Annotated in this window: 24 protein-coding genes; 14 read left to right on the top strand and 10 right to left on the bottom strand. The window is 58.4% G+C overall.

The window, feature by feature from the left end:
* Positions 1–42: 42 nt before the first annotated feature.
* Positions 43–951 (bottom strand): RNA polymerase sigma factor RpoH, encoded by a 909-nt coding sequence (gene rpoH, locus RGCCGE502_RS14610; RefSeq protein WP_016554940.1) that lies wholly within the window; start codon positions 949–951, stop codon positions 43–45.
* 162 nt (positions 952–1,113) lie between these two features.
* Positions 1,114–2,148, bottom strand: a complete 1,035-nt coding sequence (locus tag RGCCGE502_RS14605; protein ID WP_016554939.1) for an RluA family pseudouridine synthase — start codon at positions 2,146–2,148, stop codon at positions 1,114–1,116.
* A gap of 42 nt (positions 2,149–2,190) precedes the next feature.
* On the opposite strand from RGCCGE502_RS14605, the gene RGCCGE502_RS14600 reads away from it, so the two are divergent.
* Both RGCCGE502_RS14600 and RGCCGE502_RS14595 read left to right on the top strand, forming a co-directional pair.
* Positions 2,191–2,577, top strand: a complete 387-nt coding sequence (locus RGCCGE502_RS14600; RefSeq protein WP_019279973.1) for a hypothetical protein — start codon at positions 2,191–2,193, stop codon at positions 2,575–2,577.
* 4 nt (positions 2,578–2,581) lie between these two features.
* Positions 2,582–3,400 carry a TrmH family RNA methyltransferase gene (locus tag RGCCGE502_RS14595; RefSeq protein WP_016554938.1) on the top strand — a complete coding sequence of 273 codons (819 nt, stop codon included), beginning with the start codon at positions 2,582–2,584 and terminating at the stop codon, positions 3,398–3,400.
* Positions 3,401–3,402: 2 nt separating this feature from the next.
* Here the strand turns inward: RGCCGE502_RS14595 and RGCCGE502_RS14590 are convergent, their stop codons facing one another.
* Complete coding sequence (locus RGCCGE502_RS14590) at positions 3,403–4,560, bottom strand: coiled-coil domain-containing protein (protein WP_016554937.1); 1,158 nt, start codon at positions 4,558–4,560, stop codon at positions 3,403–3,405.
* 120 nt (positions 4,561–4,680) lie between these two features.
* Entirely contained in the window at positions 4,681–5,277 is a 597-nt protein-coding gene (locus tag RGCCGE502_RS14585; RefSeq protein ID WP_016554936.1) for a DUF1134 domain-containing protein, read from the bottom strand.
* A 189-nt stretch (positions 5,278–5,466) separates the two neighbouring features.
* Between RGCCGE502_RS14585 and chpT the strand changes: the two genes are divergently transcribed.
* Positions 5,467–6,114, top strand: a complete 648-nt coding sequence (gene chpT / locus RGCCGE502_RS14580; protein WP_019279972.1) for a histidine phosphotransferase ChpT — start codon at positions 5,467–5,469, stop codon at positions 6,112–6,114.
* 113 nt (positions 6,115–6,227) lie between these two features.
* The gene (locus RGCCGE502_RS14575) at positions 6,228–6,590 is read left to right on the top strand and encodes a response regulator (protein WP_016554934.1); all 363 of its coding nucleotides are present in this window, start codon (positions 6,228–6,230) and stop codon (positions 6,588–6,590) included.
* Between the two features lie 116 nt (positions 6,591–6,706).
* On the opposite strand, the gene ctrA is transcribed toward RGCCGE502_RS14575, so the two are convergent.
* The gene (gene ctrA / locus RGCCGE502_RS14570; protein WP_003542362.1) at positions 6,707–7,408 is read right to left on the bottom strand and encodes a response regulator transcription factor CtrA; all 702 of its coding nucleotides are present in this window, start codon (positions 7,406–7,408) and stop codon (positions 6,707–6,709) included.
* A 442-nt stretch (positions 7,409–7,850) separates the two neighbouring features.
* Between ctrA and RGCCGE502_RS14565 the strand changes: the two genes are divergently transcribed.
* On the top strand, positions 7,851–8,201 hold the full coding sequence (locus tag RGCCGE502_RS14565; protein WP_016554933.1) for a hypothetical protein: 351 nt from the start codon (positions 7,851–7,853) through the stop codon (positions 8,199–8,201).
* 101 nt (positions 8,202–8,302) lie between these two features.
* On the opposite strand, the gene RGCCGE502_RS14560 is transcribed toward RGCCGE502_RS14565, so the two are convergent.
* Positions 8,303–8,584, bottom strand: coding sequence for a GNAT family N-acetyltransferase (locus RGCCGE502_RS14560; protein ID WP_016554932.1), 282 nt, complete (start codon positions 8,582–8,584; stop codon positions 8,303–8,305).
* 312 nt (positions 8,585–8,896) lie between these two features.
* A complete protein-coding gene (gene sciP, locus RGCCGE502_RS14555; protein WP_007533628.1) occupies positions 8,897–9,172 on the bottom strand; it encodes a CtrA inhibitor SciP in 276 nt (91 codons plus the stop codon).
* Positions 9,173–9,575: 403 nt separating this feature from the next.
* On the opposite strand from sciP, the gene RGCCGE502_RS14550 reads away from it, so the two are divergent.
* Complete coding sequence (locus tag RGCCGE502_RS14550; RefSeq protein WP_016554931.1) at positions 9,576–10,316, top strand: helix-turn-helix transcriptional regulator; 741 nt, start codon at positions 9,576–9,578, stop codon at positions 10,314–10,316.
* An 11-nt stretch (positions 10,317–10,327) separates the two neighbouring features.
* On the opposite strand, the gene RGCCGE502_RS14545 is transcribed toward RGCCGE502_RS14550, so the two are convergent.
* Together RGCCGE502_RS14545 and cysQ are read right to left on the bottom strand one after the other, a co-directional pair.
* Positions 10,328–11,365, bottom strand: a complete 1,038-nt coding sequence (locus RGCCGE502_RS14545) for a DUF2793 domain-containing protein (protein ID WP_016554930.1) — start codon at positions 11,363–11,365, stop codon at positions 10,328–10,330.
* Positions 11,366–11,498: 133 nt separating this feature from the next.
* Positions 11,499–12,293 carry a 3'(2'),5'-bisphosphate nucleotidase CysQ gene (gene cysQ / locus RGCCGE502_RS14540; protein ID WP_016554929.1) on the bottom strand — a complete coding sequence of 265 codons (795 nt, stop codon included), beginning with the start codon at positions 12,291–12,293 and terminating at the stop codon, positions 11,499–11,501.
* 447 nt (positions 12,294–12,740) lie between these two features.
* On the opposite strand from cysQ, the gene RGCCGE502_RS14530 reads away from it, so the two are divergent.
* From RGCCGE502_RS14530 to RGCCGE502_RS14500, 7 genes are all read left to right on the top strand, one after another.
* Complete coding sequence (locus tag RGCCGE502_RS14530; protein ID WP_016554928.1) at positions 12,741–13,643, top strand: branched-chain amino acid ABC transporter permease; 903 nt, start codon at positions 12,741–12,743, stop codon at positions 13,641–13,643.
* Positions 13,644–13,647: 4 nt separating this feature from the next.
* The gene (gene livM, locus RGCCGE502_RS14525) at positions 13,648–15,042 is read left to right on the top strand and encodes a high-affinity branched-chain amino acid ABC transporter permease LivM (RefSeq protein WP_016554927.1); all 1,395 of its coding nucleotides are present in this window, start codon (positions 13,648–13,650) and stop codon (positions 15,040–15,042) included.
* Positions 15,042–15,917: an ABC transporter ATP-binding protein gene (locus tag RGCCGE502_RS14520; RefSeq protein ID WP_016554926.1), complete on the top strand. Its 876-nt coding sequence runs from the start codon at positions 15,042–15,044 to the stop codon at positions 15,915–15,917. The genes livM and RGCCGE502_RS14520 overlap by 1 nt, the downstream gene beginning before the upstream one ends.
* The gene (locus tag RGCCGE502_RS14515) at positions 15,917–16,645 is read left to right on the top strand and encodes an ABC transporter ATP-binding protein (protein WP_016554925.1); all 729 of its coding nucleotides are present in this window, start codon (positions 15,917–15,919) and stop codon (positions 16,643–16,645) included. Before RGCCGE502_RS14520 ends, RGCCGE502_RS14515 begins: the two co-directional genes overlap by 1 nt.
* A gap of 24 nt (positions 16,646–16,669) precedes the next feature.
* On the top strand, positions 16,670–17,023 hold the full coding sequence (locus tag RGCCGE502_RS14510) for a DUF6867 family protein (protein ID WP_016554924.1): 354 nt from the start codon (positions 16,670–16,672) through the stop codon (positions 17,021–17,023).
* A gap of 119 nt (positions 17,024–17,142) precedes the next feature.
* On the top strand, positions 17,143–18,267 hold the full coding sequence (locus RGCCGE502_RS14505) for a branched-chain amino acid ABC transporter substrate-binding protein (protein ID WP_016554923.1): 1,125 nt from the start codon (positions 17,143–17,145) through the stop codon (positions 18,265–18,267).
* Between the two features lie 125 nt (positions 18,268–18,392).
* Entirely contained in the window at positions 18,393–19,364 is a 972-nt protein-coding gene (locus RGCCGE502_RS14500; protein WP_016554922.1) for a 2-hydroxyacid dehydrogenase, read from the top strand.
* A 27-nt stretch (positions 19,365–19,391) separates the two neighbouring features.
* Here RGCCGE502_RS14500 and RGCCGE502_RS14495 read toward each other — a convergent pair whose 3' ends face one another.
* Positions 19,392–19,802: a GNAT family N-acetyltransferase gene (locus RGCCGE502_RS14495; protein WP_016554921.1), complete on the bottom strand. Its 411-nt coding sequence runs from the start codon at positions 19,800–19,802 to the stop codon at positions 19,392–19,394.
* Positions 19,803–20,055: 253 nt separating this feature from the next.
* Here RGCCGE502_RS14495 and RGCCGE502_RS14490 point away from each other — a divergent pair, with 253 nt between their 5' ends.
* Positions 20,056–20,877 carry an urease accessory protein UreD gene (locus RGCCGE502_RS14490; RefSeq protein WP_040674659.1) on the top strand — a complete coding sequence of 274 codons (822 nt, stop codon included), beginning with the start codon at positions 20,056–20,058 and terminating at the stop codon, positions 20,875–20,877.
* Positions 20,878–20,885 lie beyond the last annotated feature (8 nt).

Here is a 20,885-nt window from a genome sequence, read left to right as displayed (position 1 = left end):
CCAAACGGTCCCGCCTTTCTTTTACCTGAGGAAACTTGCGCTTTAGGCTGTCGCTTCCACGACCCGAACGGCCTTGGCGCGCTCCAGAGCTTCCTTGCGCACGGCATCCTGGACTTTTTCGAAGGCGCGAACTTCGATCTGACGAACGCGTTCGCGGCTGATGTCGAACTCCGACGAGAGGTCCTCCAGCGTTACCGGATCTTCAGCGAGACGACGCGCCTCGAAGATACGGCGTTCGCGATCGTTGAGAACGCTCATCGCCTTCGCCAGCATACGGCGACGCGTGTCGAGTTCGTCCTGCTCGATCAGAACCGCCTCTTGGCTATCGTGGTCGTCGACGAGCCAATCCTGCCATTGACCGGATTCGCCTTCCGAGGCCTTGATCGGTGCGTTCAGCGACGCGTCGCCCGACAGGCGACGGTTCATCGAAACGACCTCCTCCTCGGAGACGTTCAGCTTCGTGGCAATCTCAGCGACGTGTTCCGGCTTCAAGTCACCGTCGTCAATGGCCTGAATGCGGCCCTTGAGGCGACGCAAGTTGAAGAACAGTCGTTTCTGGTTGGCGGTCGTGCCCATCTTCACCAGAGACCACGAACGCAGGATGTATTCCTGGATCGAAGCCTTGATCCACCACATGGCATAGGTGGCAAGACGGAAGCCGCGTTCCGGATCGAACTTCTTGACGGCCTGCATCAGGCCGACGTTCCCTTCGGATACGACTTCGCCAATCGGCAGGCCATAGCCGCGGTATCCCATTGCGATCTTCGCAACGAGGCGCAGGTGACTGGTGACGAGTTTGTGAGCGGCTTCGCGATCGCCATGTTCCGCATAGCGCTTCGCGAGCATATATTCCTGCTGCGGTTCCAACATCGGGAACTTGCGGATCTCGTCGAGATAGCGATTGAGACCGGCTTCGCCGGCGGTAATGGACGGCAAGTTATTTCGGGCCATAAAAGCACCCTCCTATCTGAATTCCGGTTCCCGATGGAACGCGCCCCTGCGTTAAAAAGGCGAACCGGGGACGTGCGGCTTTATCGGAGCCCGCACTGAGTCAATGTACAGATAAGTATGGCGGAACAGGGGTTCAAGGCCGCACACCGTTTCACGAAGGCGTTACTCCGCCTTGGCCCGCAGGGCGCTTGCCAACTCTACCATGTCCTCAGGCAGAGGCACTTCAAAGTGCATCACCTCGTTGGTGCGGGGGTGCTCGAATTGCAGCATATAGGCATGGAGAGCCTGCCTGCCAAAGGCATTCACAGTCTTCCTGGCAGCATCCGGAAGGAGATTTGCCTTTGTCCTGAAACCTGCGCCGTAGACCGTGTCACCGAGCAGCGGGTGGCCGATATGTGCCATGTGCACGCGGATTTGATGCGTGCGGCCGGTTTCGAGATGACACTCGATGAGTGAGGCGAGCGAAGTCGCGTCGGGATTCTCATGAAAGCGCTCGAGCACCTCATAATGTGTGATCGCCTCGTCGGCATCTTGCGTCTCGGGCCGTTTGACGGCACGACGCGTACGGTCGCCGACGGAGCGCCCGAGCGGGGCATTGATCGTCCCCGTCAGAGCGCGAGGACGCCCCCAGACGATTGCCTGATAAGCGCGCTCCAGCGGCATGGTGCGCCCGTGATCGGCGAACTGCAGCGACAGGTGGCGATGAGAGATGTCGTTCTTGGCGACGACCATTACACCTGTGGTGTCTTTGTCCAGGCGGTGAACGATCCCCGGACGACGGACGCCGCCGATACCGGAAAGACTGTCGCCACAATGGTAGATCAGCGCATTGACGAGCGTACCGGTCCAGTTCCCGGCCGCTGGATGGACGACGAGGCCCGCAGGCTTCGAGATGACGATGACATCGTCGTCTTCGAACAGAATATCGAGCGGGATGTTTTCGCCCTGGGGCGTCGGGTCTTGCGGTTCCGGTAGGACTATCTCGAAGACATCGCCTGGACGCACCTTTTTCTGCGGATCGGCGACGACCTTGCCACCCGCCGAGACCTGGCCTTCCTTGATCAGCACCTTCACGCGACTGCGCGAAAACTCTTCGCCGAGCTGTGCCGTCATCCACGCATCGAGACGGCCTTCGGCACTCTCGTCGGCCGTGAGGACTTTTCTAATGCCGGATGCTTGTTTAAAGGGGTCGCTCAAGACGCTTCTTCTCCGAATGATTTATAGAACGGAACGCCACATATGACGAATATCCAGCCAGAAGGTGATCAGGACGAAAAGCCCCTTGATCCGGTGATGGAACGTGTCCGGCGCAAGATGATCCGCCTGCAGATTGTTTCAGGCATCATCATGTTCGTGAGCCTTATGGCGGTCTTCGGCGCCATTGTCTACAAGACGATGCGGAGTCCCGCGAGCGAACCAACAGCCGTGACATCGGCCGGTGTACCGTCGGATGCGCCTGTATCCGTGACGGCCGTGTTACCGCCGGGCTTCATCATCCAGTCGTCGTCGTTCTCGGGAGGGCAGATCATGTTCTTTGGGGCCACGGCCGACGGGATCATGAAGTCGCTCGTCTTCGATATCAAGGCAGGACGCATTGTCGCCGACGTGACCATCAACGGCGGCTAGGGCGATGGCTTCCCGGCTCGTTGCCATCGAGAGCGCGGACGATCCTCGCATCGCTGAGTTTCGCGATATCCGCGAACGGGATCTGACCGGTCGGCAGAACCGCTTCATTGCGGAAGGCACGGTCGTGCTTCGCATGTTGGCGGAAGCCAGCACCAGCGGCAGCTTTACAACCGAAAAGGTGCTGTTGCTCAGGAACCGTGTCGATGGCGTCGCTCCCATTCTCGAGCGGCTGCCGATCGAGGTGCCCGTCTATGTTGCCGAGGCCGAAGTACTGGACCGGATCGTCGGATTTCATCTCCATCGCGGCGTATTGGCCCTTGGCAGGCGCGAGGTGGCGGAAGTCGATCTCGTCGACCGATTGTCTGAGCGTTCGCTGGTCCTTGTCGGTTGCGGCATTTCCAATCATGACAATGCCGGATCGATGTTCCGCAACGCGGCCGCCTTCAAGGCCGATGCCATCTTCCTCGATGAAACGTCCTGCGATCCGCTGTATCGCAAGGCATTGCGCGTTTCTGTCGGCTCCGTCCTCAGCGTGCCCTATCAGCGGCAGGGCACTGGACTCGATATATTGACGCGGCTTGCCGCGAATGGCTTCGCTATCTGGACACTTTCGCCGCGCGGCGAGACCGATATCCGGGCCATACCGCCAGCCGACAAGATGGCGTTGGTCGTAGGCACGGAAGGCGAGGGATTGCCGCCTGTTGTGCTTGAGCGTTTCAACAGTGCGCGCATTCCGCAGTCGGAGGGATTGGACAGCCTCAATGTGGCGATGGCGACCGGCATCGCTCTTTTCGCCATGGCGTCAGCGGTGAAGCGGATCTGATCTCAGCCTGGTTCCGACAGGATCGTCGCTGCGCGCTGCGCAAGGTTGATGCGCTCACCATCCTGATGGTCTGCGGCATCCGGCAAAAGATCTCGGATCGGCGACGTGGGGCCTTCATTGATCGCTGTCAATGCGACCATTCTTGCGGCTATGTCGGCGATCTCCTCGCGTGCGGCTTCATCCTGATGCGTGTCCGACTTTGCTTTCAACTGTTCCGAAACGGCGGCGCTGCGCTTGCGCACTTCTTCGCTCAGGCGTGCCGCGATCGCCGCGGTATCGAGTTCGGTTGCCATCGTTTCCTCGGTTGCCCGCTCCTCTGAAACCGCATCTGCGGCTATGGGTTGAAGGCCGCCATTGCGCAGGGCACGGTTTGCCTTCCGCAGGTCCGCGTTCGCCGCCTTGATCTGTTCTTTCAGCTTAGCAATTTCCTGCTGGCGGCGCCCGAGAAGCGTATCCTTGTCGGCCACCGACGCCGCATCGCGGTCTGCCTGATCTTCGAGCCTGATGACCGCGTGCTCGTGCTGGGCGAGAGCCTGCTCCGCATCCCTTGCGCGCTTCTGCAGCAAGCTTACGTCCTGGCGAAGCGTGTCGCGCTCGATGCGGACCGCATTCGCCTTGAAGCTCATGCTTTCGATTTCGGTCTCGCGCGCCGCCAAATCGATCTTTAAATTGTCGGTCTGTTCCGCAAGTCTGTTGAGCCGCGTGCGAAGCGCTTCAAGTTCGCCTTCCTTGGCCGCACTTGCCTGCTCCGCGATGTGGAGGCTCGTCTTCAGCTGACTGATGTAGTTTTCATCCCTGCGCAGATGCGAGCGCTGTTCCGCTGCTTCGACACTCATGTCGCTGATCTGCGCCTGCAATCCGCCGATTTCAGCGGCAGACCGTCCTGCGTCGAGTGCCAGTGAATCATGTTTCAACTGCAGCGCCAGCGACTTCTCGCGCTCGCGCACCAGCTGTTGCGTCGTCTTGGCGTTTTCCGCGGCATAGAAGGCTCGTACCATGTCCTTCTGCGCCCGCACTTCCTGCGGGCTGAGCGGCATGGTCGCACGCATCCGATTTTCGGTGTACCAGACGATTCGACGGTGGACAGCGGGCGACACCAGGAAAACGAGGAACGCTGCTGTCAGGAAGCCCAGTCCGAACAAGAGAGCATATTCGATCACGGAGTTGCCACGGCTTCCAAAAGTTGATTTGCGTCAGGACCAATGATTAAGCGGACCTGACGCATAGAGCAAGTGGCGGAAAGGTAACGGCGAGCGAGAGTTCGACAGCGCCTATAAGAATCAGAAGGGATTCCAGGTCGGATTCGGCGTGACCTTGAGGTAGCCGACGTTCAGACCGAGGCGCGCGCCGACACCGGTGCGGATTGGGACCACCAGGACGTTATCGTTCTTGAGAAGCGTCATACCGAAGCCGGCGATGACGAAGGCCTGGCCGCTGACGCCGCCGAAGCGGGCATAGATCGCGTCGGTCGAGGGCAGGTCATAGACCAGCATCATGACGCGTGTGCCCTGACCACCGTAGTCGATGCCGAGCGACGGGCCCTGCCAATAGAGCGGATGCTCGCCGGCGTTCTTTGTATTCAGCTGACCTTCGCCATAGGTAAGCCCGGCAATGAAGGCACCGGAGCCTTCCTGGCCGAGGATGTAACCATTCGGAAGGCCGTACTTCTGAAAGGCTGCTTCGACCACCTTTGCGAGCCCGCCGCTGGTCGAGCCGAAGAACGAGTGTCCGGCATCGACGATCTCCTGCATCGTGTACTGGCCGTTGTTGGCCTGCTGCGCCGCTGCCTGCGTGGGGATAAGCACGAGGGGCGAAAATATCAGCGCAACGAGAAGCCGGCAGAGGGCCGAGAGTCTTCCGAGGAAATGGGCGCGCATGGTGTCATCCGTTCATCATGGTCGGTACGATGAGCCGTTTCCGGCGTTTGATTCATTTTGCGCGTATGGTCTTAACAATCGGTTTACCAAATATGGTGTCATTATGGCGCCGAGTACGGCCGCAAACTTCGCGCAATTTTAATGACGCAAGATAGACGGCGGAATGACCCTGCCGCCCTGGAGACGATGATGTCGAAGAATCCAAACCTCACCCTGACCGGTCCCGACCTTGCCGCGCTTCTGTGCAGCCGCGTCTGCCATGATGTCATTTCGCCGGTCGGCGCTATCAACAATGGCCTGGAGCTTCTGGACGAAGGCGGCGCCGACGCCGATGCGATGGATCTCATCAGGACAAGCGCGCTCAACGCGTCTGTGCGTCTGAAGTTCGCCCGGCTTGCCTTCGGCGCCTCGGGCTCGGTCGGCGCCTCGATCGATACCGGTGAAGCCGAACGTGCGGCGAAGGATTTTGCGGCTGCCGAGAAGAAGACCGAGGTTACTTGGAGCGGCCCGCGTGCGATCATCGCCAAGAACCGCGTCAAGTTGCTGCTCAATCTGTTTCTTGTGGCCTATTCGTCCATTCCGCGTGGCGGCACCATTGAAGTCACACTGGAAAACCCGGAACTGGACGCAAAATTCAAGATTGTCGCAAAAGGCAAGTTGATGCGCCTGCCGCCGAAGTTCGTGGAAATTTCGACAGGGGAGGTCGAGGAGGCCATCGATGCCCATACGATTCAGCCGTACTATACGGTGCTGCTTGCGGATGAATGCGGCATGACACTGGGCCATGGTGCAACCACCGAAGAACTGACCTTCACCGCTGACTTTATCGCGGCTTGATACAGGCCTCGACGGCGATTCAGCGCGCCGAGGTAATAAATCCTTAGCCTAATGTTTTTATCCTTGGCTAGTAATTCGCCAGCCGGGACAGAAGCTGGGGCAAGGAGCAGGCCATGCAGAGGTTTATGATCGCCGACTCGTCGGACGTTGTTCGCAAGGTCGGGAAACGTATCCTGTCTGAGCTGGATTTCCTGGTCAGCGAAGCCTCGAATGTTTATGAAGCTCTTTCCAATTGCCAGGTCGAACTTCCGGATTACCTGATTGTCGATTCCGGAATGGACGGTGCGCTTGAACTGATCTCTACCATCCGTGGTATGGAAGGCGGCAAAGAGGTCAAGGTCTACTACTGCGTGGTCGAAGCCGATCTCAAGAAGCTGATGATGGGAAAACGGGCAGGGGCGACGGATTTTCTGCTCAAGCCGTTCGACCGCAAGATTTTGACTGCCGTTTTCGGCAATCGGGCTATCGCAGCATAATTGCGAACCTCCTTTCACCAATCAAGGCCGCTCCCGAGCGGCTTTTTCTATGCCGGAAACAAAAAAATCCCGCCACAAGGACGGGACTTTTTCTGTTTGGCAAAGGGGATGAAAACTCAGGCGGTCTCGGCGTACTCAGCGCCATCCGGCTCGCGCAGAACATAGCCACGGCCCCAGACGGTTTCGATGTAGTTCGCGCCGCCGGCAGCATTGGCGAGCTTCTTGCGCAGCTTGCAGATGAAGACGTCGATGATCTTCAGTTCCGGCTCGTCCATGCCACCGTAGAGGTGGTTCAAGAACATTTCCTTGGTGAGCGTCGTACCCTTGCGGAGCGAAAGCAGCTCCAGCATCTGGTACTCCTTGCCGGTCAGGTGAACGCGCTGGCCGCCGACTTCGACGGTCTTGGCGTCGAGGTTGACGATCAATTCGCCGGTCATGATGACGGACTGGGCGTGGCCCTTGGAGCGACGGACGATCGCATGGATGCGGGCGACCAGCTCGTCCTTGTGGAACGGCTTGGTCATGTAGTCGTCAGCACCGAAACCGAGGCCGCGAACCTTGTCTTCGATACCGGCCATGCCGGAGAGAATCAGGATCGGTGTCTTGACCTTGGACAGGCGGAGAGTGCGGAGCACTTCATATCCGGACATGTCGGGAAGGTTCAAATCGAGAAGGATGATGTCGTAATCATACAACTTCCCGAGATCCACGCCTTCTTCACCGAGATCGGTGGTGTAGACGTTAAAACTTTCTGATTTGAGCATCAATTCGATGCTCTGCGCTGTCGCGCTATCATCTTCGATGAGTAGTACCCGCATTCTTATCCCCTTTACCGCCGCCGAAAGGTGGTCTGGCCCCCTACACGATACCGAATATGTCACTGCGTGATTTGGAAGCTGCCACGAAATGGTTAACAAATTCTGATTCACTCTGGCAAGAGGTAATCAATTTATTAAATATTTTGTCCATTTCGCTGTTTTCCAACGAGAATCCGCAAAGCCAATTCCTTAATTTTCACATTAAGAACGGCCGGTAAGCGATTCATTCGACTCACCAATGAAGCGGTATCGGAAATCGCGTAGTTGTGTTTACCGACCCTTAAATCATCGGCACTATCATTAACGATGCCCGTAAACGAAAGGTTACCAGCGGTAGGTTTTTGTTAATACCGACGGAAATTTTTTGGGCAGGCCGTTTCAAAGCGGCTCGCGGGGGCGGTTTTGAGTGGAGCAGGGGTCTCGCATCACTGGAGTAATGCGTATGAAGTCGCGTGAGAGCCTAACTCGCCTGAAGGAGTTTCAGGTGAACGAAAAACGTCGCCAACTGCAGCAATTGCAGATGATGATGTCCGAATTTGAACGGATGACGAAGGATTTGGAGAGCCAGATCCTCGTCGAAGAAAAGAAATCCGGCATTTCCGATCCGAATCACTTCGCCTATCCGACTTTCGCAAAGGCAGCGCGCCAGCGGGCGGACAATCTTCAGGTTTCGATCAAGGAGCTGAAGATGCAGGAAGAGTCGCTGGAACAAGCGCTCGAAGAGATGCAGGCGGAGTACGCACGTGCAGCCGCGCTGGAAGAGCGCGACAGCGCGGTCCGGGCAAGAGCCTAGGGCAGGAATCGGGCGCCGCTAGGGCGCCTCGACATCGCCTCGAAAAAGCCATGCATGATGGGCCGCCGCGTCCGTCATACATGGCTTTTGGCGTTGCGATATCAGCTGTTGATGACGTCTGCCCATTCCGCGTGGCGTTGGGATTGGGCCTTGAAGAACGGGCAGAGCGGGAAGATCTTCCATCCGCCCTTGCGCGCTTCCTCGACGGCGTGCAGAGCCAGTGCCTGGCCGACGCCTTTCCCGCGCAGTGCATCGGGTACCCCGGTGTGGTCGATGATGACGAGCTTAGGCGACGTGCGAGAGTAGGTCATCTCGGCCTGATGGCCCTCTAGCTCTGCAACGTAGCTACCGCCGGAAGTCGTTACTTCGTTCTTGATGTTCATTGCCATTCCTCATCAACAGTGTGCTGTTGGGGAAATTGGCATGTCATCTTACGCACGCCAAGACGGTAGACGAGAACACAGTGTTCGATGAGGTGGGCGGGGAGAGGGCTGCCGGTATGGACCGGCAGCGGTTCCGGCGTCACCGATCGAGTTTCCAGCTGAGTGGTCCATGAAGCGGGAATTCGCGGTGACGCTTGTCGGTGATGGCGAGACGAAGCAAGTTCGCTGCGTCGCGAATTCGGGCCGTTTGTATATCCCCCTCAGGACATGCAAGCGGCCCGACTTGTAAAATTCGTTGCCCAAAAGGGCTGGTCAGTGGCGATACTGCTGGATGCGGGTCGTGCGCAAACCGGCAAGACCATGGCTGTTGATCGAAGACTGCCAGGAGAGGAACTCTTCAACAGTTAACGTGTAACGCTCGCAGGCTTCTTCCAAGCTCAGCAGGCCACCGCGAACCGCCGCTACAACCTCAGCTTTGCGGCGGATCACCCAGCGCCGTGTATTCGGCGGCGGCAGATCAGCAATCGTCAGCGGGCTGCCATCGGGGCCGATGACATATTTTACTCGGGGACGTATCATTTCGGTCATTGGACTCTCTACACAACTCAAGACCACGGCAGTCACTCTAGCTTGTCACATTTAAGAATTGCCTAAGCGCATCGTAACACTTTGATAAGAAATTTAGGCGTCGGCGCGCTAGGAAGCGATTTGCTCACGCGCGGCCTCCCGCAACGTAAATTTGTGGTCAGTGCATAGGAGCCATGCGTAATGGTTGATGTGCAATTGATATTCGCTAATTTATAAGCGCCGCAACATAGTTGTGAGCGCAAGGTCCCGTCTCCGTACTTCTTGTGGCGCCTGGAATGACTAAGGCTGTTTGCTTCGTGTCCTTTTGATACGAGGCCGTTGCTTTTCGCTCGGTGCCGCGCGGCCTTTTTATGGTCGGCAAACGAAGCAACTGGGTCGGAGCGAGCCGCCGAGGGACAAGAGAATGAAGAAACAAGGGCGCGCCATTCGCGATGGCGCGGAGAATGCTGTTTTTTCGCGGATCGTATCTGGGCAGAATATGACTGCACACCGTTTCGGCGATGGCATGGCCGAGATGGCGAGCGAGGCAGACTTCAACCACTACTTGCTGGCGGAATTTCCACGCGGCGACCGCAGCGGCTTCCTCAGCAACCATCTGGCAAGCAACTGGCCGCAAGAGCTACTTGATGTCTACGAAGAGGTTGATTTCTTCTACTGCTGCAAGCTTCTTGCAGCTCTGAAGACGACGACGATGCCGGTCTTCCATGACATTGCGGCCTTCGAGAGTGCGGCGACCAACCAGGGCAGCCAGCTCCTGGCGACCATCTTCAAAAGATATGGCTTGATAAATACATTTGCCTTTGCGCTGCATGATGTGCACCTGCGCCACTATGTGTTCGCATTTTCGGGTGAGCGCGAGTCACCTGCTCGCGATGAGGCGATGAGGCTGGTCTTCCGCGCGATGGAACTCCTGCAGCAACTCGGCCATCAGACCCCTGTAGAGCAGCCCGCGGAAAGCCTCAGCAGTCGCGAAATCGAATGCTTGCGTTGGTCGGCCGCTGGAAAGAGCAGCGAAGAGATCGCGATCATCCTTGATCTCTCCGCGCATACGGTGGTTGGTTACTTGAAGAGCGCGATGCGGAAGCTCAATTCCGTCAATCGCATGCAGGCCATTGCCCGCGCATTTCGCTACAGATTGCTCTAGGCGCTGCCGATCTAAAGCATCACGACCGAAAGCTCGGTTTTCGCAGATCCGAACTCATACTGCGCGCTGCCGTGGTGCAGCAGCGCCAGCGAGTCTCCCTCATTCAGCGATGCTAAAGTGCAGGCAGCATGACGTGCCGCGCCGGTCGAAGCAGGACCGACAGCGGCGGCCAGCGCCACCGTGCCATTTGCCTCGAGGACGGCCTCATGTCCGGACGAGGACAGCGTGCTTGCTGTGAGCAGCAGGAGATATAGGCCGGTCTCGGGGATGAGCAGGCGGTTGCCAATGCCGGGTGAGATGACCGGCCCAAGCGTGAAGCCGCCTTGCAGCAGATGGAGTTCATCGAAGCCGGTTCGGCTGCCGGATGCCGGCATGGATGTCCCCGCAGTCAAGGAGACGCGCGCGGCGGGTCTGGCTGGCGTTCGCACAATCCCTCGCGGCGAAATTGTCAGAGCCGTCAGCCAATCGCTGCCGTTGCCGCTGATCTTGATCGAGAAATCGTCGTTGCCGGCGAGGCCTAGTTCCGCCCGGCCGGACCATGCCGTCTGGAAGAGCAGCGTTCCCGTCTCGCCGGAGGCGAGCTTGTTGACTTTCAATTGGTGCCCATGGCCCGAGTGACTGAAGAGGCTTGCGTCGGACGCCACTGAGAGGCGGTTGAAGGCATCCGGCGAGGTATTGATGCCGACCATCGGTAGAGAATTATCGCTATCCAGTGTTATCGCATGCCACCCGTCAGTGCTGAATGCGCGGAGTTGGCCCTGCGCCATGAAGAAGGCACGCCAGCCCGGCCTCGGCTCGATATAGATCCAGGCGGCGTCCTGGCGGAGTGCCAGCATTCCGTCCCGGCCGGACCAAGCACCGCCGGCGCCTTCAGAGACGAGGTAACATTGTCCTTCGGAGACGTCGGATGGCGGAAGGGAGGATTCTCCGGCGACGCTCAGTTGGACAATGGCATCGAGACGCTGCAGCGCTTCGTTGTGGGTAACGTGCTTTTGCGCCTGGGATGGTAGGATATAGGGCAGGGCGAGATTGTTGGTTTGGTCAGACACGGTTTGCGGCTCCCGGATTGGCCGGAACTTGCGCCCGGCGCGGCTTCATTTCGCCGAAAATCCTAGATGCCGCTAACGGGGCGTGGACGGTGGAAGGCCCGTTTCGCTGATTTTCCGTGTCTTTTCGAAAAGGTTATGCCCGCTCGATCGCGGACCTCGCGCCGCCCCAGGAGATGAAATTCGGGTTGGCGAAGTCGCTGTCATGCGGCTGTGACGTCTTGCCATAGGTGAGCGGCAGTCCATCCAGCGTTACGGTCGAGCCGCCCGCGGCGCGCAGCACGGCGTCGCCGGCGGCCGTATCCCACTCCATCGTGCGCGTGAAACGCGGATAGACGTCGGCCAGCCCTTCAGCCAGCATGCAGAACTTTAGCGATGAACCGATGTTCGTACAGCGGGAGATCGCATTCGCGCTTAGAAACACATCCGTCTCAGGGCTATTGTGCGATCGGCTCGCCAAAGCCGTCCGGTCGGCCGGTTGCGGTCGCACACGGATGGCGGTTCGCCGGATCACTTGAAAATGCTCGTTGACAAGCAGCTTCTCGGCCTTGTCGTTCTCTGCAGAAAACGCGATGCCGAGGGCAGGCGCATAGACGATCCCGGCGAGGGGGCGCCCGTCTCTGATGTAGGCGATGTTCACCGTGAACTCGCGCCGCTTGTCGATGAACTCGCGTGTACCGTCGAGCGGATCCACAAGGAAGAAAGACGCGCCGATCGCGGGAACGTTGCCGGCGGCCACCGACTCTTCCGCAATGATCGGGGTATCGGGGAAGGCTGCTTCAAGCTGTGTAATGATGATGCGCTCGGCGCGCTCGTCGGCGATGGTGACCGGGCTGTTGTCTGCTTTCCTGGCGGACGGGCATCCCTCCAGATAGACTTGCATAATTACCTTGCCCGCTTCGAGAGCGGCGCGCTCAAATGTTTCGAGCATTGCTCGCCTTCCGGATTTTCCGCACTGCGCTCATCTCAAGCGCCTTTTCTTATATAGGGAATTCCCTCGACGATGTGAATCGTATCAGCGCAACGGGTTGCGGTCGAATGCATGCAATCATGTATCAAATGCGCGCAGCGGTCCCGGAAAAGAATCTCTGCGGTCGTCTTCATATGCTGCATCGCCTGGCGCCAGAGCGAAAAATTTCGGTTGCTTGTGCCGTTTAAAGTCAAAAAGCGCTTTCTTAGGCTTAGCATGCTAAAAAAAGCGAATTCCTGACCGCAAAAAAGTCATTTTCACCAAAACGGCAAAGAACTTTGGGGCTTTGCGATTTTGCACTTCCCTTTTGGTTTGAAAGCGGTATGAAATCCTTAATCAAGGGCTCATTTAAGGCTCTAATAACAAGAGATGCTGGCTGAACTGGCTTGCATCCAGGGGAAATGACATATGGAATATTTTGTCCAGCAGCTCGTTAATGGGCTGACTCTTGGATCCATCTATGGCCTTGTGGCTATTGGCTATACGATGGTTTACGGCATTATCGGCATGATCAACTTCGCCCACGGCGATATCTTCATGCTCGGCGGCTTTGCCGGCCTTATTGTCTTTCTCGTTCTCACATCCATGTTCGCGGGCCTTCCGGTAGCGGTTCTGCTGTTGGTAATGCTGCTCATTGCGATGCTGATGACGAGCTTGTGGAACTGGACGATCGAGCGTGTTGCGTATCGTCCGCTGCGTGGATCCTTCCGCCTCGCGCCTCTGATCACCGCGATCGGCATGTCGATCACGCTGTCGAACTTCATTCAGGTGACGCAAGGTCCGCGCAACAAGCCGATCCCGCCGCTGGTCAGCACCGTTTACAACGTTGCGGGGATTTCGATTTCGCTGAAGCAGATCGTAATCATCCTCATCACGGTCGTGCTGCTGACGGTGTTCTGGTATCTCGTCAATCACACGTCCCTCGGGCGCGCCCAACGCGCAACCGAGCAGGACCGCAAGATGGCAGCGCTGCTGGGCGTCAATGTCGACCAGACGATTTCCGTTACCTTCATCATGGGTGCGGCGCTCGCTGCCGTCGCAGGTACGATGTATCTGATGTATTATGGTGTCGTGAACTTCAACGACGGCTTCGTACCGGGTGTGAAGGCGTTCACCGCGGCTGTTCTTGGCGGCATCGGCTCCTTGCCGGGTGCTGTTCTCGGCGGGCTGATGATCGGTCTCATCGAGTCGCTGTGGTCGGCTTACTTCACCATCGCGTACAAGGATGTGGCGACATTCGCCATCCTCGCTTTCGTGCTGATCTTCAAGCCGACAGGTATCCTGGGCCGGCCGGAAGTCGAGAAGGTATAACGTCATGGAAAATGCTGTACGTTCCGCTGACAAGTCCGCAAACGCCGGACTTGTTCAGAAGGGTATTAAAGAAGCTCTGTTCGCGGCTCTCATCTCGTTCGGCATGTTCGTGCTCTACGTCGGTCTGAAGACCGACCAGAACATCAGCAACGAACTCATCATCGTTCAGCGCTGGGGCCTCCTGGCCATCTTCGTGGCAATTGCTGCCGTCGGTCGTTTCTTGACGGTGGTTTTCTTGAGGCCACATCTCGATGCCCGCAAGTTGGCGAAGGCTCGTAGCGGCGAGCTTGATATCTCGACCGAGAAGGGCTTTTTTCACACGCACTTCTTGAAGATCGCGCTCATCGCGCTGCTGCTCTATCCGGTGTTTATCTATGCCGTTGCCGGTCCACAGGGCTCGCTGAAGTGGGTGGATAACTTTGGTATCCAGATCCTGATCTACGTGATGCTGGCCTGGGGATTGAACATCGTCGTCGGTCTCGCCGGCCTGCTCGATCTCGGTTACGTCGCCTTCTACGCGATTGGGGCGTATTCTTACGCGCTTCTATCCAGCTATTTCGGCCTCTCGTTCTGGGTGCTGCTGCCTCTGTCCGGTATTTTGGCTGCACTGTGGGGTGTCATTCTGGGCTTCCCGGTCCTACGACTGCGTGGTGACTATCTCGCGATCGTAACGCTGGCTTTCGGTGAAATCATTCGCCTGGTGATCATCAACTGGACGGATCTCACCAAGGGGACGTTTGGGATCTCGGGCATTCCGAAGGCGACGCTTTTCGGCATTCCGTTCGATGCAAGTGCCGGCGGCTTTGCCAAGCTCTTCCACCTGCCAATGTCATCGGCCTACTACAAGATCTTCCTTTTCTACCTGATTTTGGCGCTTTGCATGCTGACCGCCTATGTGACGATCCGCCTGCGCCGGATGCCGATCGGCCGTGCGTGGGAGGCCATGCGCGAAGACGAAATTGCCTGCCGCTCGCTCGGGATCAATACCGTGACAACGAAACTCACCGCCTTCGCGACGGGTGCGATGTTCGGTGGTTTCGCCGGCTCGTTCTTTGCTGCTCGCCAAGGTTTTGTTTCTCCGGAATCGTTCGTCTTCCTGGAATCGGCGGTCATTCTCGCCATCGTCGTTCTCGGCGGCATGGGGTCGCTGACGGGCATTGCGATTGCGGCAATCGTCATGGTTGGCGGCACGGAATTGCTGCGTGAGATGGCTTTCCTAAAGATGATTTTCGGACCGGACTTCACGCCTGAGCTCTACCGCATGCTGTTGTTCGGTCTGGCGATGGTCGTTGTGATGTTGATCAAGCCGCGTGGCTTCGTGGGATCGCGTGAACCGACGGCCTTCCTCAAGGAGCGCAAGGCAGTTTCCGGCAGCTTTACCAAGGAGGGCCACGGTTGATGAGCCCTCAGGAAACAAACATGACCAGCGATACTTTGCTCAAGGTCGAGCACCTGTCGATGAAGTTCGGCGGCCTGATGGCGATCAACGACTTTTCGTTCGAAGCCAAGCGCGGCGACATTACCGCGCTCATCGGACCGAACGGCGCCGGCAAGACGACGGTCTTCAACTGCATCACCGGCTTCTACAAGCCGACGATGGGGATGATCACGTTGAAGCAGAAGAGCGGCAAGGAGTTCCTGCTTGAACGCCTTCCGGACTTCCGGATCACCAAAGAGGCTAGGGTTGCCCGTACCTTCCAGAACATCCGGCTGTTTTCCGGCCTGACCGTTCTCGAAAACCTGCTCGTCGCCCAACACAACAAGTTGATGAAGGCGTCCGGCTACACGGTGATGGGGCTGGTGGGCATCGGACCGTATCGGGCCGAGGCGAAGAATGCCATCGAACTGGCGCGCCACTGGCTTGAGAAGGCCGATCTGATGGATCGCGCCGATGACCCGGCTGGTGATCTGCCCTACGGCGCACAGCGCCGGCTTGAGATCGCGCGCGCCATGTGCACAGAACCAGAGCTTCTGTGCCTGGACGAGCCTGCCGCTGGCCTCAATCCAAGAGAGTCGGCAGCGCTGAATGCGCTGCTGCGCAGCATTCGTACCGACAGCGGCACGTCGATCCTTCTGATCGAACACGATATGTCGGTGGTCATGGAAATTTCCGACCATGTCGTCGTTCTGGAATATGGCCAGAAGATCTCCGACGGCACGCCTGATGAGGTGAAGAATGACCCGAAGGTTATCGCAGCCTATCTCGGCGTCGAAGACGAGGAAGTGGAAGAAGTGATTGCAGCCGTAGAGAACCTCGAAGGAGGCTCGCACTGATGACTGGTCAGCCACTTCTCAAAGTCCAGGGCGTCGAGACCTATTACGGCAACATTCGGGCTCTGGCCGGAATCGATGTCGAAGTCCATCGGGGCGAGATCGTCAGCTTGATCGGCGCCAACGGTGCCGGCAAGTCGACGTTGATGATGACAATTTGCGGCAGCCCGCAGGCGCGCAACGGTTCGGTGGTTTTCGACGGTCGTGACATCACGCGTATGCCGACGCACGAGATCGCCCGGCTTCGCATCGCGCAGTCGCCCGAAGGACGTCGGATATTCCCGCGCATGACCGTCATGGAAAACCTCCAGATGGGTGCCGGCCTGGATAACCTGAAGTACTTCAACGAGGACGTCGAAAAGGTCTTTACGATGTTCCCGCGGTTGAAGGAGCGCCAGACCCAGCGCGGCGGCACGCTGTCTGGCGGCGAGCAGCAGATGCTCTCGATCGGTCGCGCGCTGATGGCCCGTCCGAAGCTGCTGCTTCTCGACGAACCGTCGCTCGGTCTCGCGCCGCTGATCGTCAAGGGCATTTTCGAGGCGATCAAGAAGTTGAACAAGGAGGAGGGGCTTACCGTCTTCCTCGTGGAACAGAACGCCTTCGCAGCGCTGCGCCTGTCCGACCGTGCGTACGTCATGGTCAACGGCAAGGTGACGATGAGCGGTTCCGGCGCTGAACTGCTGGCAAATCCGGAAGTGCGTGCCGCCTATCTCGAAGGCGGACGGCATTGAGCATGACGAAGGGGAGACTTTGATATGCAGGGACTTTTCTTTGAGGGCGATACCGGCGTTCGCAGCGCCATTCGGCTTTTCGTCGTGCTGATCGGATTCTGGACCGCCTGGCGAGCAGGCAAGGCTGCGGCGGACAGCTGGAGCGACTATCCGCTGGTGATCGCCTACACGGTTCTGCTCGCCGCTGCGATGCAGTTTCTGCATCACGCACTGTTTGATGGACCGGTCCTCAGCGTCTTTTACTACGTGATCGACCTCGTCCTTCTCTCGATCTTCTCGACGGCCGGCTATCGCTATCGTCGGACCAACCAGATGGTCAACAACTACTACTGGCTATACGAAAAGACGTCCCCCTTCTCCTGGAAGGCAAAACATTGACAGCCGGTTGAATCTAGGGACAGATTGCCCCTTCGAGTGGAACAAGTTTCCTGGCGCAGTAAAGTGGGTAATGCGCTGGGTGGTGGAACAGAACCCGCTAAAAAATTGGGAGTAATAGAATGAAAAAGTCTCTCCTGTCGGCTGTAGCTCTGACGGCGATGGTCGCCTTCAGCGGCAACGCATGGGCCGACATCATCGTTGGCGTTGCTGGTCCGCTGACCGGCCCGAACGCTGCGTTCGGGGCTCAGCTCCAGAAGGGCGCAGAGCAGGCGGCCGCTGACATCAACGCTGCCGGCGGCATCAACGGCGAGCAGATCAAGGTCGTACTCGGCGACGACGTCTCCGACCCGAAGCAGGGCATCTCGGTTGCGAACAAGTTCGCTGCTGACGGCGTCAAGTTCGTTATCGGCCACTTCAACTCGGGCGTTTCGATCCCGGCTTCCGAAGTTTACGCTGAAAACGGCATGCTCGAAATCACTCCGGCTGCTACGAACCCGAAGTTCACCGAGCGCGGTCTCTGGAACACGTTCCGTACTTGCGGCCGTGACGACCAGCAGGGTGCAATCGCCGGCAAGTATCTTGCTGACCACTTCAAGGACGCCAAGATCGCTGTCGTTCACGACAAGACGCCTTACGGCCAGGGTCTCGCTGACGAAACCAAGAAGTCTCTGAACGCTGCTGGCGTTACCGAAGTCGTCTACGAAGGCATCAACGTTGGTGACAAGGACTTCTCGGCCCTCATCGCCAAGATGAAGGAAGCCGGCGTTTCGATCATCTACTGGGGTGGCCTTCACACCGAAGCTGGTCTGATCATCCGTCAGGCTGCCGACCAGGGCCTCAAGGCTACGCTGGTTTCCGGTGATGGCATCGTTTCGAACGAACTGGCATCGATCGCTGGCGACGCAGTCGCCGGTACGCTAAACACCTTCGGCCCCGATCCGACGCTGAACCCGGCTAACAAGGACCTCGTTGCGAAGTTCAAGGCTGCTGGCTTCAACCCGGAAGCTTACACGCTCTACTCCTACGCTGCTCTGCAGTCGATCGCGGGTGGCGCAAAGGCTGCCGGATCCAACGACGCTGAAGCCGTTGCTGCTGCAATGAAGGCAAAGGGTCCGTTCCCGACCGTTCTCGGCGACATGTCGTTCGACGAAAAGGGCGACCCGAAGCTTCCCGGCTACATCATGTACGAGTGGAAGAAGGGTCCGGACGGCAAGTACAGCTACTTCCCGCAGGAAGCCAAGTAAGGGTTCATCCCCGCTTGTGCGGATTTTGGAAGCCCGGTCGCAAGACCGGGCTTCTTCCGTTTGGCCCTTGGCGTTCTTTTGCGCTACTGGGTAGGAAGTCAATCACGGCAATCGGAACGGTTCTCATGTCCAAACCACGCATTCTCGTCACGCGTCGCTGGCCCGCAGCGGTAGAAAAGATCCTCTCGGACCGTTTTGACACGACGCTGAATGCGGATGATATCGCCATGAGGGGGGAGGCACTGAGCGATGCGCTTGGTGCGTACGACGCCGTCCTGCCGACGGTCTCCGACCGGCTGCCGGCTGCCGTCTTTGATAGTGTGACGCCACGTGCCCGCATCCTGGGGAATTTCGGGGTCGGCTACAATCACATCGACGTAGATGCCGCGAAGGCGCGAGGGATCGTGGTGACGAACACGCCCGGCGTGCTGACAGACTGCACGGCCGATATCGCCATGCTCCTGCTTCTCACCGTCGCCCGACGGGGCGGCGAAGGTGAGCGTCAGGTCCGCGCCGGCGAGTGGCAGGGTTGGTGCCCGACGCACATGATCGGGACGAAGGTTACCGGCAAGACCGTCGGCATCATCGGTTTCGGGCGCATCGGCAAGGCGTTCGCGCAGCGTTGCCATTTCGGCTTCGGTATGGATGTCGTCTTCTTCAATCGGTCGCCTGTCGATCCGACGGAAGCGGCGCGCTGCGGCGCGCGACAATTGCCGACGGTTGAGGATATGTTGGCGCTCTCCGATTTCGTTTCCTTGCATTGCCCTGGCGGCGCGGAGAATAGGCATCTGATGAATGCTACCCGGTTGGCCTCGATGAAGCCCGGCGCGTTCCTCATCAACACGGCTCGCGGCGATGTCGTCGATGAAGCGGCGTTGATCGCCGCCTTAAAAGACGGTGTCATCCGCGGCGCCGGGCTCGACGTCTATGCAGCCGAGCCTGACGTATCGGAGGCGCTGAGAGCCCTGGAGAATGTCGTCCTGCTGCCACATCTCGGAAGCGCAACGGAGGAAACCCGCACGGCCATGGGAATGAAGGTTGTGGAGAACATCACCGCCTTCTTCGAAGGCAAAGAGCCGCCGGATCGCGTTGCCTAGCGTCTTTGTCTGACTGAAGGTTCAGGGTTAGAGACTCCGTTCAAAGTGCAATTCGCCTTCTTGGTTGCCGATCAAGCGCCACCCGGCGCGGCGGTAAAGCCACTCCGCTCTCGTTGCTGGATCCGTCGTTAGCCAGATGCTGTCGAAGCCGGCCGATTTCACTGTTGTGGAGGCGCGCTCGAGTAGGGCGCGTCCGATGCCACGGTTGCAGTGCCGCTCATCCACGAACAGTGCCCAGATTGAGCCGTTGCGAGTGTCCGCGGCGGAGAAGCCGCAAGTACCGCTTTCATCCTCCCAGACAAAGATGCCGGGATTGACGATCAACCAACGGACGTCTTCAAGCGTAACCTTGGATGGATCGGACAGGGCGTTCTCGGAAACGCCGGCGCGGCTCTCGACAATCCGGGCGATGTCCTGCTCTGTCGCCCTGCGGATCAATGCAACTTCCTTCAAATCTTTATCACTAAGTCTTGCGCGACAGTTGGCGATCGGAGATGCCGTCTTATGGCTTGGGGCTGCGCCGCTCCATTGGGCACATGCCGCTTTTGTCGGCAGTTGAGGACGAGTACTAGCGTCATAGCGCCGGATCGCACTGCAACTTGGCACGGCACGGGAATTGCTTGCCGTCAATCGCTGGCCGGCGCCAGGAGAAACATTGGGACAAGCCGGCGACGCGCTCGAAGGGGATGGAATGATGAACGTTGCTGCGGCCACAAGGCCGCAAAGGGCCGAGGGGCGCGGACATCTGGCTGCGAAGACGCTCGACGGGCGGACCCGCCTGCAAGAGTTGTATCAGGAGGGAGCGGCCAAGATCCGCCTTCCCAATACGTTCGATTCCTCGATGGAAGCCGTCATCATCAATACCGCGGGCGGCCTGACCGGTGGCGACCGGATGAATTGGAGCGTCGCGGCTGGCCCCGGCACCCGCATCGATGTCACCACACAGGCCTGCGAGAAGATCTACAAGGCGTCAGCGGGAACGGCCGAGGTCAACACTAGTATTACTGTCGGCGCAAACGCCAGGGTGGATTGGCTGCCGCAGGAAACCATTCTTTTTGACCGCTCATCGCTGTTTCGAAGACTCTACGTCGATCTTGATGACGATTCCGAATTCTTGGCCGTCGAGGCCATCCTGCTTGGCCGCAAGGCGATGGGGGAGGCTGTCGAGACGGGGCTCTTCCGGGATCGCTGGCGTATTCGCAAAGCAGGTAGGCTCTGCCACGCCGAGGACCTGGCGCTGCAGGGAAATGTTGCAATGTTTGCTGGTGCCGATGCCGTGCTGTCAGGCAAGGTCGCGTTTGCAACGGTGCTGTATGTCGGGCCGCGAGCCGAAGCCTACCTTGGCGCAGTCCGGCCGTTACTCGAAGGCCATATGGGCGGTGCCAGCAGCTGGGCCGGCAAGCTCGTCGTGCGCCTTTCGGCGCCCGATGGTTTTGCCCTGAGAAAAATCCTGATCCCGATCATTTCGACCTTGCGCAACGGAGCGCCGGTACCGAAAGTCTGGAATCTCTAGTTCAAGCA

It is taken from the genome of Rhizobium grahamii CCGE 502 (assembly GCF_000298315.2).
In the GTDB taxonomy this organism is placed as follows: Bacteria; Pseudomonadota; Alphaproteobacteria; order Rhizobiales; family Rhizobiaceae; genus Rhizobium; species Rhizobium grahamii.
The sequence above is the reverse complement of the archived record's forward strand: the minus strand, read 5'-3'. Positions and strand labels throughout refer to the sequence as shown.